Consider the following 16,079-nt stretch of genomic DNA (forward strand, 5'->3'; position numbering starts at 1 on the left):
GAAGATGAGATTTTAAATCATGTATACCTTTATATTATTTTTTCTTCTTACAATTTCCTTTAGGTTCTTTGATACCTTTTCTAACTTCGTATGCACCAACTAGTAATAAGAATCCTCCAAAAATTTTTCTTAATAAATCAGAAGAAAGATAATTAGCCACAAAAGAGCCAAAGATTGCTCCTATAACGCCAAATAAAGCGATTGGTAGAACTAATTTAAATACAACTTTTTTATTTTTTATATGTATAAGAAGTGCAAAGATAGTCATTGGTATAGATGAAAGTAAATTAACGCTTTGTGCTATCTTAGGGTCAATAGACGCAAATAGTACTAAGGCAGGGATTAAAATTGTACCGCCCCCCATACCCATTCCACCTATTATCCCAGCAAAGAATCCTATTATTGCGATTAACATTAAAACACCATCCTTAAAGCAGCAATTATCATAATTACTCCAAATGAAATTCTAAGGAATCTACCTGTAACTTTGCATAATAATTTTGCGCCAATAATACCACCGATAATACTTCCAATGGCAGCCTGTATAGTTAATGTTATGTCATAAGTACCTTTTGAAATATAAATAACAGAACTTGCAGAAGATAAAAATATTATTATCGCAAGAGCTGTTGCATGAGATTTATGTTCTTCAACATCTAGAATATTATTTAAAATAGGTACTAAAAGAGTTCCTCCTCCTGAACCAAAAATACCATTTACAAATCCTGTGAATATACCGATTATAGTATTTTTTATATTAAAGTCAAAATGCTTATTTTTTATAATTATCACCTTCTTTAATTTGTATTTTGCACAGAATTATTGAATTATATTTATATATAAGGAAAACTTAATATAAAGTATATAAATATAATAGTTTACACTGCCACATAATACCAAAAGAATAAAAATTATATGATATAATGAATTTATATAAATTCTAGGGAGGAAAAAAATAATATGCAAGCAAGTTTAAAAACAGATATAGAAATAAAAATAGAAAAAACTGTTGAGTGGCTTAGAGAAAAAGTAAAGGAAGCTAATTGTAAAGGGCTAGTAGTTGGAGTTTCTGGAGGAATAGATTCTGCAGTAGTTTGTAACCTTATAAAAAGAGCTTTTCCAGAAAATTCAGTAGGGGTAATAATGGAGATAAATAGCAATCCAAAGGATAAGGAAGATGCTTTAAAAGTTATAAATGGGTGTGGAATAAAACATATAGAACTAGACTTAACAAAGCAACAAGAGGAAATATTAAATAAAGTATTCAATCAATTACAAAATAAAGAAATATACAATGAAAATAATAAACAAATATCGGATGCAAATTTAAGAGCAAGAGTTAGAATGAGCACACTTTATACTGTAGCAAACAATTTAAATTACTTAGTAGTAGGAACAGATAATGCAGCTGAAGTTTATACAGGATACTTCACAAAGTATGGAGATGGTGGAGTGGATTTACTTCCAATTGCAAATATAACTAAAGCAGAAGTTTATGAATGGGCTAAAGTACTTGGAGTACATGAAGATGTAATAAATAGAGCACCATCAGCAGGTTTATGGGAAGGACAGACTGATGAAAATGAAATGGGAACTACATATAATATGATAGATGCAGTAGTAGAAGGTAGATTAGAAGTAGTGCCTCAAAAAGATAGAGAAATAATAGAAAGATTACATAGAATAAGTGCTCATAAAAGAGCAGTGGCACCAGCACCACCTAAGTTCTAATTTACTAAAAGAACTATTTGTGCTAAAATTTATTAGTAAATTAAATTTTAATTTATTAAATTTATAAATATATGGGTATATGAAATACTTATACTCGTGAATTAATAAAACACTATTATACGTATTAAGGAGTGGAATTATGGGACGTATAGGAAACATAATCAACAGAAAAGGTAAGCAAGACGCTAAAAGAGCGAAAATATTTACTAAACATGCTAGAGCAATAGCTGTTGCAGCTAAAGAAGGTGGACCAGATCCAGAATACAATGCAGCATTAAAAACTGCTATAGAAAAAGCTAAGGCTGATAATATGCCAAATGATAACTTAGAAAGAGCTATAGCAAAAGGTGCAGGCGGTGGAGCTAATGAAAACTTTGAAACTATAGTTTATGAAGGATACGGACCAGGAGGAGTTGCAGTTATAGTTGAAACATTAACTGATAACAAAAATAGAACAGCTGGTAATGTAAGATATTACTTCGATAAAAATGGAGGTAACTTAGGAACTAGTGGTTGTGTATCATTCATGTTTGATAATAAAGGACAAATATTAATAGAAGCTAATGATGATGTTACTGAAGATGAGTTAATGGAAATAGCTTTAGAAGCTGGAGCAGAAGATTTTATAGCTGAAGAAGACGGATATGAAGTAGTAACTGCGCCAGAAGATTTTGCAGCAGTTAGAGATGAATTAGCAGCTAAAGGATATGAATTCATATCTGCACAAGTTAAGCTAATACCTCAAACTACTACTGAATTAACTGATGAAACTCAATTAAAGAACATGAACAAATTAGTTGATATGTTAGAAGATGATGACGATGTTCAAAATGTATATCATAACTGGGAAATAGCTGAATAGTTTTTAAAATTAAGTTATATCAATAATTTGAAGATTTTATAATTGAATATATTTATATGTTAAGATAAATAAAAACACCTCTGACTATGATGTATAGATTAAATCTATATTGATTAGTTGGAGGTGTTTTGCTGATTAAAAATACAAATCAGTATATTAAATTAATTCTATATTTTCAAACAATTTGTCGGAAAATGTTTACTTTGAAAGAAAATCGTTATATAATTAATACTAAGATAACTAACTATATAAAATTTTAGAGGAGAAGGTGACATCATGGAATTAGTAGGAATCTTAATTATAATCGTAGGATTTGCTTTAAAGCTGGATACAATAGCAGTTGTAGTGACAGCTGGTGTTGCAACAGGACTAGTAGCAGACATGAGTATTGTAGAGATACTTAATACTTTAGGAGAAGCGTTTATAACTAATAGAACAACTTGCTTATTCATGCTTACTATACCAATAATAGGTTTATGTGAAAGATATGGATTAAAGGCTAAAGCAATAATGATTATTAAGAAGGCGAACGGTTTATCAACAGGTATCCTTTTAAGTGGATACACATTTATAAGAGAAGCTACAATAGCTATGGGGGTTACTCTTGGAGGACATCCGCAATTTGTTAGACCTCTTGTAAGTCCAATGGCTGAAGGTGCAGCTGTTGCGAAATATGGAGAATTAGATGAAAAAGATTTAGATAAAATAAGAGCTCAGGCAGCAGCATCTGATAATATAGGTAACTTCTGTGCTCAAAATTTATTCTTAGCTAATGCAGGGATATTGTTGATAGTATCAACGTTAGAATCTCAAGGAATAATAGTTGATCCACTTCAGCTTAATAAGGCTGCTATACCTGTAGCTATTATATCGCTTATTATATGGGTAATACAAAATATATTATTTGATAAAAAGTTAAATAAGAAATATGCTTCTAGAAATAGCAATGTAGGAGGTGCAAAGTAATATGGATATGGCACAACTTTCAAACAGTTTATTAGAGCTATTTTACATAATATTAGGATTATACATGGGAATAACAATGGTATTCACATTAAAAGATAAAAATCACAAAACTAGAATAGGAACAGCAGTATTCTGGGGAATATTGTCGGTAACATTTATATTTGGAAAACTAATACCAAATACAATAGTAGGTATATTAGTAGTTGTTATAGCAGTATTATCAGCAACTAAGCAAATAAATGTAGGAACATTAAAACAATTAGATGAAACATTTGCGAACTTAAAAGCAGAAAAATTAGGTTTGAAAATATTTATACCTTCATTACTTATAGCTATAGTAGCTATGCTTATAGCTCAATTTACTGAACTTTCTGGAACAGTAGCAATAGGTATATCTTCAACTGTATCATTGGTAATAACTTTTGTAATAACTAAAGCTAAGCCGATAGAATTTCTTGAAGATAGTAACAGAATGTACCAAGCCATGGGATCATTCACAATACTTCCTCAATTACTAGCATCTTTAGGAGTATTATTTACTGTAGCTGGTGTAGGAGATAAAATATCATCTATAATATCAGGTGTTATACCACAAGGAAATATATTAATAGGCGTTATAGCATACTGTGTAGGTATGGCATTATTTACAGCAATTATGGGTAATGCATTTGCGGCATTTTCTGTTATAACTGTTGGTGTTGGTATACCATTTGTCTTTGCTCAAGGTGGAGATCCAGTAGTATGTTCAATGCTTGCATTAACAGCTGGATACTGTGGAACATTTTTAACGCCAATGGCTGCAAACTTTAACGTATTACCAGCAGCCTTATTAGAACTTAAAGATAAAAATGCAGTAATAAAAGCACAAGCTCCTTTAGCTTTAATTTTATTAGTAGTACATATAATTCTTATGTACACTTTAGGATTTTAATTATAAATATAGGTAATTCTTTATAGGAGGAAAGACAATGAAGATTTTATTAACAGGATTTGACCCATTTGGAGGAGAACCAGTAAATCCAGCTGAAGAGGCTGTAAAGATGGTAAGTAATAATATAAATGGAGCTGAAGTTATAAAGATAACTATACCTACAGTTCAAACTAAATCAGTTAAAGCAATTGAGGATGCTATAAAAACTCATAATCCAGATATAGTAATATCTGTAGGACAAGCTGGAGGTAGATTTGATATAACTCCAGAAAGAGTTGCTATAAATATAGATGATTTTAGAATAAAAGATAATGAAGGAAATCAACCAACAGATGAAATAATACAAGAAGATGGTCAAGCTGCATATTTTACGAATTTACCAGTAAAAGCAATGATAAAGCACATGAATGATAACAATATACCAGCAACTTTATCTAATACAGCAGGTACGTTTGTATGTAATCATGTAATGTACGGGATATTATATATGATAGATAAAAAGTATCCTAACATAAAAGGTGGTTTTATACATATACCTTATATGACTTCTCAAGTTATGGATAAGAAAAATACACCATATATGTCTTTAAATGAAATAGTTAGGGGATTAGAGCTTGCAATAGAAGCCTGTACTTTATACAACGAAGATATAAAAACTATAGGTGGAGAAATTTGCTAATGAGAAATATTAATATTTTTGTTTATGGAAGTTTAAGAGAAGGATTCTTCAACTATAATAAATATTTAGAAGGTAAAGTATCTAATAAAAAAGAAGCTAAGCTTGAAAATATGAAATTACATCATATGCCTTATAAGGGGTATCCAGCAATAACTCATGGTAATGATACAATATTAGGTGAAATAATGGTCATAAATGAAGATGATTATGAAGAAACTGTAAAAGCTATGGATGAAATGGAAGGGTTTATAAGTGAAAATAATCCTGACAATGAATACCATAAGGTAATTTTAGATGTAGAAGACATTACAACTAATAAAAAAGAAAAGTGTTTTGTGTATTTCTATAACAAAGATAAAGATAAAGAGTTTGATAGTAAATCAATATATATTTCAAATGGTGATTGGAAAAAATATATGCTTACAAAGTAAATTAAAAAGAAAGCTACTCTAGTAATTAGAGTAGCTTCTTTATTTATAAAGTACAATAAAGCAGAGTATACATATGAGTTAAATATAAAGTTTTGAAGTAAAGAGCGAATAAATTGATGTTCATAACGAAATAATATTACTAAATTATTTAAGGAGGTACATATTTTGTTTAAACATGATAAGAATTTATTTCATAAAGTAAGTGTTGAAAAGCCAAATCCTCAATATGCAGTCCTAATGCAAGAACAACTTGGAGGAGCAAATGGAGAACTTAAAGCAGCTATGCAATACTTATCACAAAGTTTTAGAGTTAAAGATCCTGAAATAAAAGATTTATTTTTAGATATAGCAGCAGAAGAATTAAGTCATATGGAAATGGTAGCTCAAACTATAAATCTTTTAAATGGACATGATGTAGATTACAAAGCAATTGATGTAGGCGAACTAGAAGCACAAGTTTTATCTGGGTTAGCACCAGATTTAAAAAACTCATCAGGTGTACCTTGGACAGCTGACTATGTAAGTGTAACAGGAGATTTAGTTGCAGACTTACTATCAAATATAGCATCAGAACAAAGAGCAAAAGTTGTTTATGAATATTTATATAGACAAATTGAAGATAAACATGTTAGAGAAACTATAGATTTCTTACTTAATAGAGAAGAGGCACACAATGCTTTATTTAGAGATGCACTAAATAAAGTAAAAGATACTGGATCAAATAAAGATTTTGGAGTTACAGAAGACTCTAAGTTATACTTTGACTTATCTTCACCTGGACCTAATAATCATGACGGAAAAATCAATATAACACCTCCATCATTTGAAGACCCTATAAAAAAATAAATCTATAAGCTATGAAAATAAAAAGTACCTCAGAGCATTATTATAATTCTAAGGTACTTTTATTTATATAATCTAAGCTAATGTTTTAAATTCATATCCATTATCTTTATAATATTTTATTATTTTAGGTAAAGCTTTGGCAGTTTCTTCTTTTCCGTAAGTATCGTGCATTAATAAAACTACCATTTCCTTACCTTCAGATGTTTTTATAGCTTCCTCAGCTAGTTGATCAGCATTTTTCTTTCTACCTTCAGCATCTTTATTTAATGCATTCCAGTCGATTGAAGCCATGTTATTTTCTTCTAAATAAGAATCTAAAGCGTCCATACCTCTCCAAGACATATGACCACCTGGACATCTAATTACCCTTGTTGAGAAATATTTACCAAGAGTATCTTTTAATAAATCATCAGTCTTTTTAAAATCAGCTAAAAATGCATCTAAGTCTAATGTTCTATTTGGGTATAACTTTTTATAGTCATGAGACCAAGAGTGATTAGCAATAGCATGTCCATTATTTAATTCTTCTTTTAATAAATCTTTTGCTTTTTCTCCGCCTCTTTCAATATTTTCTCCTGTTACGAAGAAAGTAGCTTTAACATCATTTTCTTTTAATATTCTTAAAACCTCAGGTGTTACAGTAGTAGAAGTACCATCATCGAAAGTTAAGAATACAATTTTTTCGCCGTTATTAGAGTAGTCAAATGAAGCTAATTTTTCTGCGACCTTAACAGCATCATATGAATATTTTTTTGCGTCGTTTCTTACTCCGACCATATATTTCTTCTTCTCTTCTTCTTCTTTACGTTTTTTTTCAGCTAAGGCTTTAGCCTCTTCTTCTTTACGCTTTTCTTCTAATTTTATTGCTTGCTGTTCTTTGAAAAATTGAGTAGTAGCAGAAACTACTTTTACTCCACCAAATACAATTACACAAGCCATTAGAACTGTTAAAGCTTTTTTAGATCCACTAGATTTTTTCTTTTTCGGACTAAAAATATTATTATTCTTCATAATGTTCCCCCTCGTATATTAATTTGTCGAATCCTTATACTTATATTATATACTGTGTATATCAAATGGTCTATTGTGTAAATACTTACAGTTTTGTAACTAGGAGTAAAGGGGTAGATTTAATTAGAATATATTATTTAATTATTAGCTAAATCAAAATCTGTATTAACTAACTTATTAAAAATATTTTTACTATAAGTGTGTAAAAATTGCATCATTGGTCCTATTGTAAAGATTATTATTATACTCCCAAGACCTACAGGGCCGCCAAGTAATAAAGCAATTATAAGTCCACTAGATTCAGATACAATTTTACCTGCCATTAGAGATAAATTAAGCTTAGACTTTATTGCAAGCATAAAATAGTCTAATGGAGTATTAGGTAATTCAGAAACTAGGTATATAGAAATACCTAAGCTTATAACTGGTAATGAAATCATAAATAATATAAATTGCATTATAGAAGTATTTGGGCTTATTCCATTAAAAATTATAAATCCTAAGTCTACGAAAAGTCCTAAAACTAAAGATGTTATTATAGGTGTGATTTTTGGAAACTCTTTATTTAGAATTCCACCTATAATTAAGTTTAGAACAGCTACAATATTCATACAAATTCCAACTGATAATTTAAGATGGTAACTTACACCTATATTTACAGCATCCCAAGGGCCTGCACCAAAGTTAGAAATAGCATTTAATGCTATACCAAGGCCCATAATAGAAAGGCCAACTATGTAAAATAAAATTCTTACTATGTTTTTTCTTTTATCAAAAAAAGCAGTCATTATTATACCTCCTGAAATCTAAATTTATGAAATTCATGATATCATGCCTCAATAAAATAATCAATAGTTTAAAGGTATAAGCATATGCTTAATAGATATACAAAAGAAGTGTTTCAATATGTTGTTTCTACATATTTTATGCTATACAATTATAGTGATATTAAAATAGGGGGGATAAGGAATGTATATTTGTATTGATGATGATTTACCAGGTTGGTTAAAATTCGATTTAAGAAAAGAAGATGGAATATGTAAATGTAAAAAGAATTTTAATATAATTCATGAAGAAATGGTAAAAACAAGATTAAAGAGAGATGAAGAATATGAAAATTCAAATACATTTATATTTGAAGATATAACTTATTATGTAAAATGTAGTGAATGTAATAAATTGTATAAAATACAGGTTAAATATGAAGGTAATAAGAAAGATGATTATACTGATATATTAAATATAAAAGAAATTACTCCAGAATACATAATACTTAATATTAAGAATAGAGAAGAAAAGGAAGAAGTTCTTTATAATATGGGATATAAAGATTTATTAGTGCAGGTATATAAATTTATTGATAATGAAGATAGAAGAGAAATTAAGTATAAGGTTACTAATAATACATATATGCTGTAAATAATAATTAAATATATAATTAGAAAAAGTGCTTATTTAAATAAATAAGCACTTTTTCTTTGTAAAAATTATTTATGCTATAAGTTTATTTACATTTAAAACTAGAACAGTAAGTTTCAGAATAAAGATTAGCTCTACCAACACTTGAAGTTATGCCTATATCATTTAAAGCACATATGTTTCCTGCATTATAAGTACAAGTTTTTACATTGCAACCTATTATGTTGCAAGGCCCATCATCATTTGTGTTGTTAGTTAATGTACTATATGTAGATTCATCTAAAAATGAGCTGCAACAAGTATGATTACTAGTACGAGCTTTCTTACCGTTTACTGAAATTTTATTTGCGTAGCATATTCCACTGTCATTGTGAGAACAGTTAATTACATTACATCCAATTCTTGCCATTGTATTACCTCCTAACAATATATTAATCATTAAGAAGTATTTCCAATTTAATCAAAAATTATATCATTTAAAGTAAAATAGCAATCCTATATTTTGAATTAGTCTTACTAACACAAAATAATAGGAAGCTATAAAAGTATTTATAAGGAATAAAAATTTCTAATTGTTAGATTGGAATAATAAGTTAAAGATATCATCTTTCATAAGGGCTTTTGCAACTAATGTAGAAGATGATGGATAAGATCTTATAGGAGACCAAATTTTAAATAATTCTTTTTCATAATCTAAAATAGTTAATTTTTCATGATTTAAAACCCTACTAGAAAATTCTTCTGTGAAATCTCTTATTCGTATAAAATCATCTAGTTTAAGATCATAAAAAATAGATGCTCTATGTTGAGGCTGTTTTAGAAGTAGTATATTTTGTTTAAATTCAATAAACTCCATCTTATCATATATTAATCTCATATATGGTGAATCCAAAAAAACACCTCCCTAATAAATAAACATTTAATGATACCTTATAATATGTATATTTATATTTAAATGAGACAAATATATATGTATATAATATTACTAATTTTTCCATAAATGTATAGAAACGTATGAAATGGACAAAATTATTTAGTAAGAAGGAGGTCAATAAAATGTTTGAAGAAAAAAAATCATTTCCTTGGAAAATACCAGCTTTAGTATTAGTTTGTGTATTGGTATTAAGTGGTGGAATTTATATAGGTATAAAATCAAGAAATACTGATGCAAAACCTAATAATGCGACACAAACAAACGTATCTGATGGCAAAACTAAAGCAGCTGAGGCCTTTGGCCTAAATGAAAATTGTGAAGTATGGTTACATAAGACTTATGATGATGAAAGTGATTCAAAATCGTCTCCAGTAATGATCGGAACTGTCCCAAAGGAACTATTAGATAAATCTGAAGAAGAAATAATTGCTTATTTTAAAGACAAATACCCAAATAGAGAAGTACAGAGTATAAATAAATATGAAATAGTTTTAACTGAAGTAGAGGACTCTACTGTAGATTTAAGTAAAGCTAATAAATATTCAGTTGAAAGTAATAGTGGATATGTAGGAATTTATAAATATGATAGTGAAGGTAAAAAAACATTAGTAGAAGAAACTGAAATAGAAGTTGACTCTTTACCTATAACTGTGCAAGATGAACTTCAACAAGGTATTACAGTAAGTTCACAAGATGAAGCATATTTAAAATTAGAAGATATGGATAGTTAATATAAGAGATTTCTTAAAGAAATAAAATTTATGATATCTAATTTAGAAAGTGCAAAATCTAAATTCATTAATATACAGAAAGTTAGTTTGTATGTGTATATGAGTTTAGATTTTGCACTTTCTTTTAAAGATGATAAATTAATATTAAGATAATCTCTTATTTTAATTTGTACATAAAAAGAATTAGAGTATGAATTATCTAAGTAATTAGTTATAAAATCTAAGTTATGTTATAATAAATAAGAACATCAGTTTTATAATTAATAAGATTAGGAGGAGTCTATTTTATAATTAATAAGATTAGGAGGAGTCTATTTTATAATGATAATATTAGGGATAGATCCAGGAATAGCAATAGTAGGTTATGGAATAATAGAATATAAAAATAATAAATTTAGGGTTATAGATTACGGTGCAGTAACAACACCTGCTGGAATGGAAACATTAAAGCGATTAGAGCTTGTTTATAAAGGAATTAATCTTCTTATAAAGAAGTACGATATAGATGAGGTTGGAATAGAAGAACTATTCTTCAATAAAAATGTAAAAACAGCAATAACAGTAGCTCAAGCAAGAGGAGTTACTATGCTTGCATGTGCTCATAATGGGAAACCTGTATATGAGTATACACCACTACAAGTAAAACAAGGTGTAGTTGGATATGGGAGAGCACAAAAAGCGCAGGTTCAGCAAATGGTAACTTCATTTTTAAATTTAAAAGAAGTACCTAAGCCTGATGACGTAGCGGATGCATTAGCAGTTGCAATATGTCATGCTCATGCAAATAAATTGGAAAAAACATTAAAGAACATAGGGGGACAATATGTATAGTTATATAAAAGGAACAATAGAAGAACTTTATTTAGATCACATAGTAATAGATAATAATAATATTGGATATAGAATAAATGTATCGTCAAATACATTAAAAGATTTACAATTAGGAAATATGGCTAAAATATATACTAAGCTAATTGTAAGAGAAGATGATATGAGCTTATGTGGATTTTCAACTAAAGAAGAACTAGAGATGTTTGAATTATTGACATCTGTATCTAAAATAGGTCCAAAGGTGGGCTTAGGAATCTTATCTTTTGCATCTCCAAGACAATTAGGAGCTTACATTGTAAGTGAAGATATAGCTAAGATGTCAAAAGCTCCAGGAGTAGGAAAGAAAACAGCAGAAAGAATAATACTAGAGTTAAAAGATAAAATAGATAAGCAAAACATTGAATTTGAACCAACTCTACTATCACAAACACCAGTAGCAGTATCGCAAGATGAAGCAGTAGATGCACTTATAGCACTAGGATATTCAACAGCAGAAGCAAAAGAAGCAGTAGATAAGTGTAAAAAAACAGGATTAAATACAGAAGATATAATAAAGAAGTCTTTATCATACTTAATGAGTCAAAGCTTAAGATAATAAATTAAGAAATTAAAATAGAACTATTAATATATACTTATAACAAAAAATTGAGGTCGAAACCATAGGCCTAGTGGCCAATAACAATAATCCCAAAACTAAAAACGAAAATAAATCACATAAATTATATGCTATCGTTTAAGAATTTGTAGTAGGGGGACCTCAAAATTTATTTGAGATATGCCAAGGAATGGATGGGAATATTAGTGTTTATAGCTATTCCCATAGGTGAATCCAGAGAAAGAAAGGGGAAAACAATGTTTGATTTTGAAGATGAAGACAGGATAATTACATCGACAATGCAGCATGAAGATGTTGATATAGAAAATAGTTTAAGACCAAAATCGCTATCAGATTACTTAGGTCAGGAAAAAGCAAAAGAGCAGCTTTCTATATTTATAGAAGCAGCAAAAAGTAGAAATGAACCTTTAGACCATGTTCTTTTATATGGACCACCAGGACTAGGTAAGACTACTTTATCAAGTATAATTGCCAATGAGATGGGGGTTAATTTAAGGATTACTTCTGGGCCAGCCATAGAAAGGGCTGGAGATTTAGCAGCAATACTTACAAATCTAAATGAAAATGATGTACTATTTATAGATGAAATACATCGTATTAATAGAAGTGTAGAAGAAGTTTTATATCCTGCTATGGAAGATTATTGTTTGGATATAATTATAGGTAAAGGTCCTTCTGCAAGAAGTATAAGACTTGATTTACCTAAATTTACTTTAATAGGAGCTACAACTAGAGCTGGTATGCTTACTAACCCATTAAGAGATAGATTTGGGGTTATATGTAAGCTTGACTATTACACTATAGATGAGTTGGCTCAGATTGTTATTAGATCAGCAGCTATTCTAGGCGCAGAAATACAGATTGGTGGAGCTACAGAAATTGCTAGACGCTCTAGAGGAACACCTAGAATTGCTAATAGATTACTAAAAAGAGTAAGAGACTATGCTCAAGTTAGGGCAGATGGAAATATAACTGATGAAGTAGCTCATAAGGCATTAGAACTTTTAGGTGTTGATAGCTTAGGTCTTGATTATGTTGATGAAAAACTTCTTAGAACTATAATTGAAAAGTTTAGAGGAGGGCCTGTAGGTCTTGATACTTTAGCAGCATCTATTGGAGAAGATAGAAATACTATAGAGGATGTATATGAACCTTATTTACTTCAATTAGGGTTTATAAATAGAGGTCCTAGAGGTCGAATAGCAATGCCTTTAGCTTATGAGCATCTAAATATAGAAATGCCAAAAAAGTAATTTTAATAGAAAAAAAAATGAAATTTTGATATTATTATAAATAGTATAATTTTTTTGAAAGGAAGTTTAACATTGAAGACAAGTGATTTTTACTTCGACTTACCAGAGGAGCTAATAGCTCAAGTTCCTATACTTGATAGATCTAGTTCTAAGTTAATGGTATTAGATAAAGAAACTGGAAATATTGAGCATAAAATATTTAAAAATGTAATAGAATATTTAAATCCAGGTGATTGTTTAGTTTTAAATGACACTAGAGTTATACCTGCTAGACTAATAGGTGAAAAGGTAGATACTGGAGGAAAGATAGAATTTCTATTATTAAAAAGACATGAAGATGACACATGGGAATCTTTAGTTAAGCCAGGAAAGAGAGCTAAAATTGGAACTAAGTTTTCTTTCGGAGAAGGTAAATTAATAGGTGAAGTAGTTGGTATGGGACCAGAAGGTTCTAGAATTATAAAATTCCATTATGAGGGAATTTTCGAAGAAGTTTTAGATGAGTTAGGAAATATGCCACTTCCACCATATATAACTGAAAGATTAGAAGAAAGAGAAAGATACCAAACTGTGTATTCTAAACACAATGGTTCAGCAGCAGCACCAACTGCAGGTCTTCATTTTACTGAAGAATTATTAAAACAAATTAAAGATAAGGGTGTAGATATAGCATTTGTTACTTTACACGTAGGTTTAGGAACATTTAGACCTGTAAAGGTAGATGATGTATTAGCACATGAAATGCACTCTGAGTACTATGTTGTTACAAAAGAAGCTGCCGATAAAATTAATAAGGCTAAAGAAAATGGCAATAAAGTAATTTGTGTAGGAACAACTAGTTCAAGAACAGTAGAGTCAGTTGCTACTGATGATAATAGAGTACAAGAAGGTAGTGGCTGGACAAATATATTTATATACCCAGGTTATAAGTTTAAGGTAGTTGATAAGCTAATAACTAACTTCCATTTACCAGAATCTACATTAATAATGCTAGTTAGTGCATTAGCAGGAAAAGAAAATGTATTAAATGCATATAACATTGCAGTAGAGGAAAAGTATAGATTTTTCAGTTTTGGAGATGCCATGATTATAAAATAGGGGGAAAAAATGAAAAATAATATAGATAAGAGCAACTTGTCATTAAGAATAGCATATGTATTTGAATCTATTTTGGCTATGGTTGTATTACTTGCAGTATTTTTAGGAACTATAGATGTGTTGAGAATGATATGGGATGCATATATAGTAGATTTTCAAAATCCTGTAGAGTATACACAGTTAAATAGTCTATTAGGACAGATATTACTTTTAGTTATAGGGGTTGAGCTAGTAGTAATGCTATCTCTTCATTTACCAGGTGCTTTATTAGAAGTGCTTTTATATGCAATAGCTAGAAAGTTACTTTTACTTCCAAAGACAGCTGGGATGGGAGATTTACTTTTAGGGATAATATCAATAGCGGGACTATTTGCTATTAGAAAGTACCTATTAACAAATGATAACAGTACAATGAACGTCACCAGCATACATTATGAAGATTGTGAAGAAGGAGAAGACTGTAAAGATTGTGAAGCTTGTAGAGAAAGACTTGCTAAACAAAAAAATGATGAATCTAAATTTAAAGAAGGTTTGGATTTAGAAAATATAGAAAAATTATAGGATTCTTTCTTCTTATATTTTATATAAAGACTAAATATTAAGGAGAGACAGAATGAGCGCAATAAGATACGAACTTATAAAAACTTGTAAGCAAAGTGGAGCAAGACTTGGTAGACTTCATACTCCACACGGTGTAATAGAAACACCAATATTTATGCCTGTTGGAACTCAAGCAACAGTAAAATCTATGACACCAGAAGAATTAAAAGAAATAGGATCTCAAATAATACTAAGTAATACTTACCACTTATATATGAGACCAGGTCACGAGCTAGTAAAGGAAGCTGGTGGTCTTCACAAATTTATGAACTGGGATAAGCCAATTCTTACAGATAGTGGTGGGTTCCAAGTATTCAGCTTAGGGCCACTTAGAAAAATAACTGAAGAAGGAGTTCACTTTAGATCTCATATAGATGGATCAAAGCACTTTATAAGTCCAGAGAAAGCTATGGAAATACAAAATGCTTTAGGTTCAGATATAATGATGGCATTTGATGAATGTGCACCATATCCAGCTGATAGAGATTACGTAAAGAAATCTTTAGAAAGAACTACTAGATGGTTACACAGATGTAAAGAAGCTCATAAAAATACAGAAAATCAAGCATTATTTGGAATAATACAAGGTGGTATGTATAAAGATTTAAGAGAGCAATCTGCTAAGGAAATATTAGCTATAGATTTACCAGGATATGCTATAGGTGGACTTAGTGTTGGAGAACCTAAACATTTAATGTACGAAGTATTAGAATACACTACTCCATTAATGCCAGTTGATAAGCCAAGATATTTAATGGGTGTTGGTTCACCTGATGATTTAGTTGAAGGTGTAATAAGAGGAGTAGATATGTTTGACTGTGTACTTCCTACTCGTATAGCTAGAAATGGTACAGCTATGACTAGCCAAGGTAAGGTTGTAGTAAGAAATGCTAAATATGCTAGAGACTTTACTCCACTTGATCCAGAGTGTGATTGTTACTGCTGTAAAAACTACACTAGAGCTTATATAAGACATTTAGTTAAAGCTAATGAAATATTAGCATCTAGACTTATAACTACACATAACTTACACTTCCTATTAAAATTAATGGAGCAAGTAAGACAGGCAATAAGAGAAGATAGATTGCTAGACTTCAGAGCCGAATTTTTCCAAAAATATGGCTATGAAATATAATAATT

Annotated in this window: 21 protein-coding genes; 15 read left to right on the forward strand and 6 right to left on the reverse strand. The window is 29.6% G+C overall.

Translation table 11 applies throughout. From position 1 onward, the window contains the following. Positions 1–34: 34 nt before the first annotated feature. Complete coding sequence (locus H8923_RS12300; RefSeq protein ID WP_147539866.1) at positions 35–415, reverse strand: sulfite exporter TauE/SafE family protein; 381 nt, start codon at positions 413–415, stop codon at positions 35–37. Continuing rightward, positions 415–792, reverse strand: a complete 378-nt coding sequence (locus H8923_RS12305) for a sulfite exporter TauE/SafE family protein (protein ID WP_147539865.1) — start codon at positions 790–792, stop codon at positions 415–417. Before H8923_RS12305 ends, H8923_RS12300 begins: the two co-directional genes overlap by 1 nt. Positions 793–960: 168 nt before the next feature. Here H8923_RS12305 and nadE point away from each other — a divergent pair, with 168 nt between their 5' ends. The 7 genes from nadE (at position 961) to H8923_RS12340 (ending at position 6,446) form a co-directional block, all read left to right on the forward strand. After that, the gene (gene nadE, locus H8923_RS12310; protein WP_147539864.1) at positions 961–1,731 is read left to right on the forward strand and encodes an NAD(+) synthase; all 771 of its coding nucleotides are present in this window, start codon (positions 961–963) and stop codon (positions 1,729–1,731) included. Between the two features lie 139 nt (positions 1,732–1,870). Beyond that, complete coding sequence (locus H8923_RS12315; RefSeq protein WP_122639209.1) at positions 1,871–2,593, forward strand: YebC/PmpR family DNA-binding transcriptional regulator; 723 nt, start codon at positions 1,871–1,873, stop codon at positions 2,591–2,593. A 276-nt stretch (positions 2,594–2,869) separates the two neighbouring features. Further along, positions 2,870–3,559 carry a DUF969 domain-containing protein gene (locus tag H8923_RS12320; protein ID WP_153971844.1) on the forward strand — a complete coding sequence of 230 codons (690 nt, stop codon included), beginning with the start codon at positions 2,870–2,872 and terminating at the stop codon, positions 3,557–3,559. Between the two features lies 1 nt (position 3,560). Beyond that, positions 3,561–4,490: a DUF979 domain-containing protein gene (locus H8923_RS12325; RefSeq protein ID WP_153971843.1), complete on the forward strand. Its 930-nt coding sequence runs from the start codon at positions 3,561–3,563 to the stop codon at positions 4,488–4,490. Between the two features lie 37 nt (positions 4,491–4,527). Continuing rightward, the gene (gene pcp / locus H8923_RS12330) at positions 4,528–5,169 is read left to right on the forward strand and encodes a pyroglutamyl-peptidase I (protein ID WP_147539861.1); all 642 of its coding nucleotides are present in this window, start codon (positions 4,528–4,530) and stop codon (positions 5,167–5,169) included. Then, positions 5,169–5,600, forward strand: coding sequence for a gamma-glutamylcyclotransferase family protein (locus H8923_RS12335; RefSeq protein ID WP_153971842.1), 432 nt, complete (start codon positions 5,169–5,171; stop codon positions 5,598–5,600). The genes pcp and H8923_RS12335 overlap by 1 nt, the downstream gene beginning before the upstream one ends. A gap of 165 nt (positions 5,601–5,765) precedes the next feature. Then, complete coding sequence (locus H8923_RS12340) at positions 5,766–6,446, forward strand: manganese catalase family protein (protein WP_153971841.1); 681 nt, start codon at positions 5,766–5,768, stop codon at positions 6,444–6,446. Between the two features lie 72 nt (positions 6,447–6,518). On the opposite strand, the gene H8923_RS12345 is transcribed toward H8923_RS12340, so the two are convergent. Together H8923_RS12345 and H8923_RS12350 are read right to left on the reverse strand one after the other, a co-directional pair. Continuing rightward, positions 6,519–7,457 carry a polysaccharide deacetylase family protein gene (locus tag H8923_RS12345; protein WP_153971840.1) on the reverse strand — a complete coding sequence of 313 codons (939 nt, stop codon included), beginning with the start codon at positions 7,455–7,457 and terminating at the stop codon, positions 6,519–6,521. Positions 7,458–7,594: 137 nt separating this feature from the next. After that, positions 7,595–8,245 (reverse strand): YczE/YyaS/YitT family protein, encoded by a 651-nt coding sequence (locus H8923_RS12350; RefSeq protein ID WP_153971839.1) that lies wholly within the window; start codon positions 8,243–8,245, stop codon positions 7,595–7,597. A 181-nt stretch (positions 8,246–8,426) separates the two neighbouring features. Between H8923_RS12350 and H8923_RS12355 the strand changes: the two genes are divergently transcribed. Then, positions 8,427–8,876, forward strand: coding sequence for a hypothetical protein (locus H8923_RS12355; protein ID WP_153971838.1), 450 nt, complete (start codon positions 8,427–8,429; stop codon positions 8,874–8,876). An 85-nt stretch (positions 8,877–8,961) separates the two neighbouring features. On the opposite strand, the gene H8923_RS12360 is transcribed toward H8923_RS12355, so the two are convergent. Beyond that, positions 8,962–9,285 carry a DUF1540 domain-containing protein gene (locus tag H8923_RS12360; RefSeq protein ID WP_153971837.1) on the reverse strand — a complete coding sequence of 108 codons (324 nt, stop codon included), beginning with the start codon at positions 9,283–9,285 and terminating at the stop codon, positions 8,962–8,964. Between the two features lie 159 nt (positions 9,286–9,444). Next, positions 9,445–9,768, reverse strand: a complete 324-nt coding sequence (locus tag H8923_RS12365; RefSeq protein ID WP_153971836.1) for a hypothetical protein — start codon at positions 9,766–9,768, stop codon at positions 9,445–9,447. Between the two features lie 164 nt (positions 9,769–9,932). Between H8923_RS12365 and H8923_RS12370 the strand changes: the two genes are divergently transcribed. The 7 genes from H8923_RS12370 (at position 9,933) to tgt (ending at position 16,074) form a co-directional block, all read left to right on the forward strand. Continuing rightward, a complete protein-coding gene (locus H8923_RS12370; RefSeq protein WP_172976726.1) occupies positions 9,933–10,541 on the forward strand; it encodes a BofC C-terminal domain-containing protein in 609 nt (202 codons plus the stop codon). A gap of 321 nt (positions 10,542–10,862) precedes the next feature. Then, positions 10,863–11,372, forward strand: a complete 510-nt coding sequence (ruvC, locus tag H8923_RS12375) for a crossover junction endodeoxyribonuclease RuvC (RefSeq protein ID WP_153971834.1) — start codon at positions 10,863–10,865, stop codon at positions 11,370–11,372. Next, the gene (ruvA, locus tag H8923_RS12380; RefSeq protein ID WP_153971833.1) at positions 11,365–11,967 is read left to right on the forward strand and encodes a Holliday junction branch migration protein RuvA; all 603 of its coding nucleotides are present in this window, start codon (positions 11,365–11,367) and stop codon (positions 11,965–11,967) included. The genes ruvC and ruvA overlap by 8 nt, the downstream gene beginning before the upstream one ends. Positions 11,968–12,224: 257 nt before the next feature. After that, positions 12,225–13,241: a Holliday junction branch migration DNA helicase RuvB gene (gene ruvB, locus H8923_RS12385; protein WP_153971987.1), complete on the forward strand. Its 1,017-nt coding sequence runs from the start codon at positions 12,225–12,227 to the stop codon at positions 13,239–13,241. A gap of 72 nt (positions 13,242–13,313) precedes the next feature. Further along, complete coding sequence (gene queA, locus H8923_RS12390; RefSeq protein ID WP_153971832.1) at positions 13,314–14,339, forward strand: tRNA preQ1(34) S-adenosylmethionine ribosyltransferase-isomerase QueA; 1,026 nt, start codon at positions 13,314–13,316, stop codon at positions 14,337–14,339. 9 nt (positions 14,340–14,348) lie between these two features. After that, positions 14,349–14,900: a phosphate-starvation-inducible PsiE family protein gene (locus H8923_RS12395; RefSeq protein WP_147539848.1), complete on the forward strand. Its 552-nt coding sequence runs from the start codon at positions 14,349–14,351 to the stop codon at positions 14,898–14,900. Positions 14,901–14,952: 52 nt separating this feature from the next. Then, positions 14,953–16,074 (forward strand): tRNA guanosine(34) transglycosylase Tgt, encoded by a 1,122-nt coding sequence (tgt, locus tag H8923_RS12400; protein ID WP_147539847.1) that lies wholly within the window; start codon positions 14,953–14,955, stop codon positions 16,072–16,074. The last annotated feature ends 5 nt before the right edge of the window (positions 16,075–16,079 follow it).

Source organism: Romboutsia faecis (assembly GCF_014323405.1).
Lineage (GTDB): Bacteria > Bacillota > Clostridia > Peptostreptococcales > Peptostreptococcaceae > Romboutsia_E > Romboutsia_E faecis.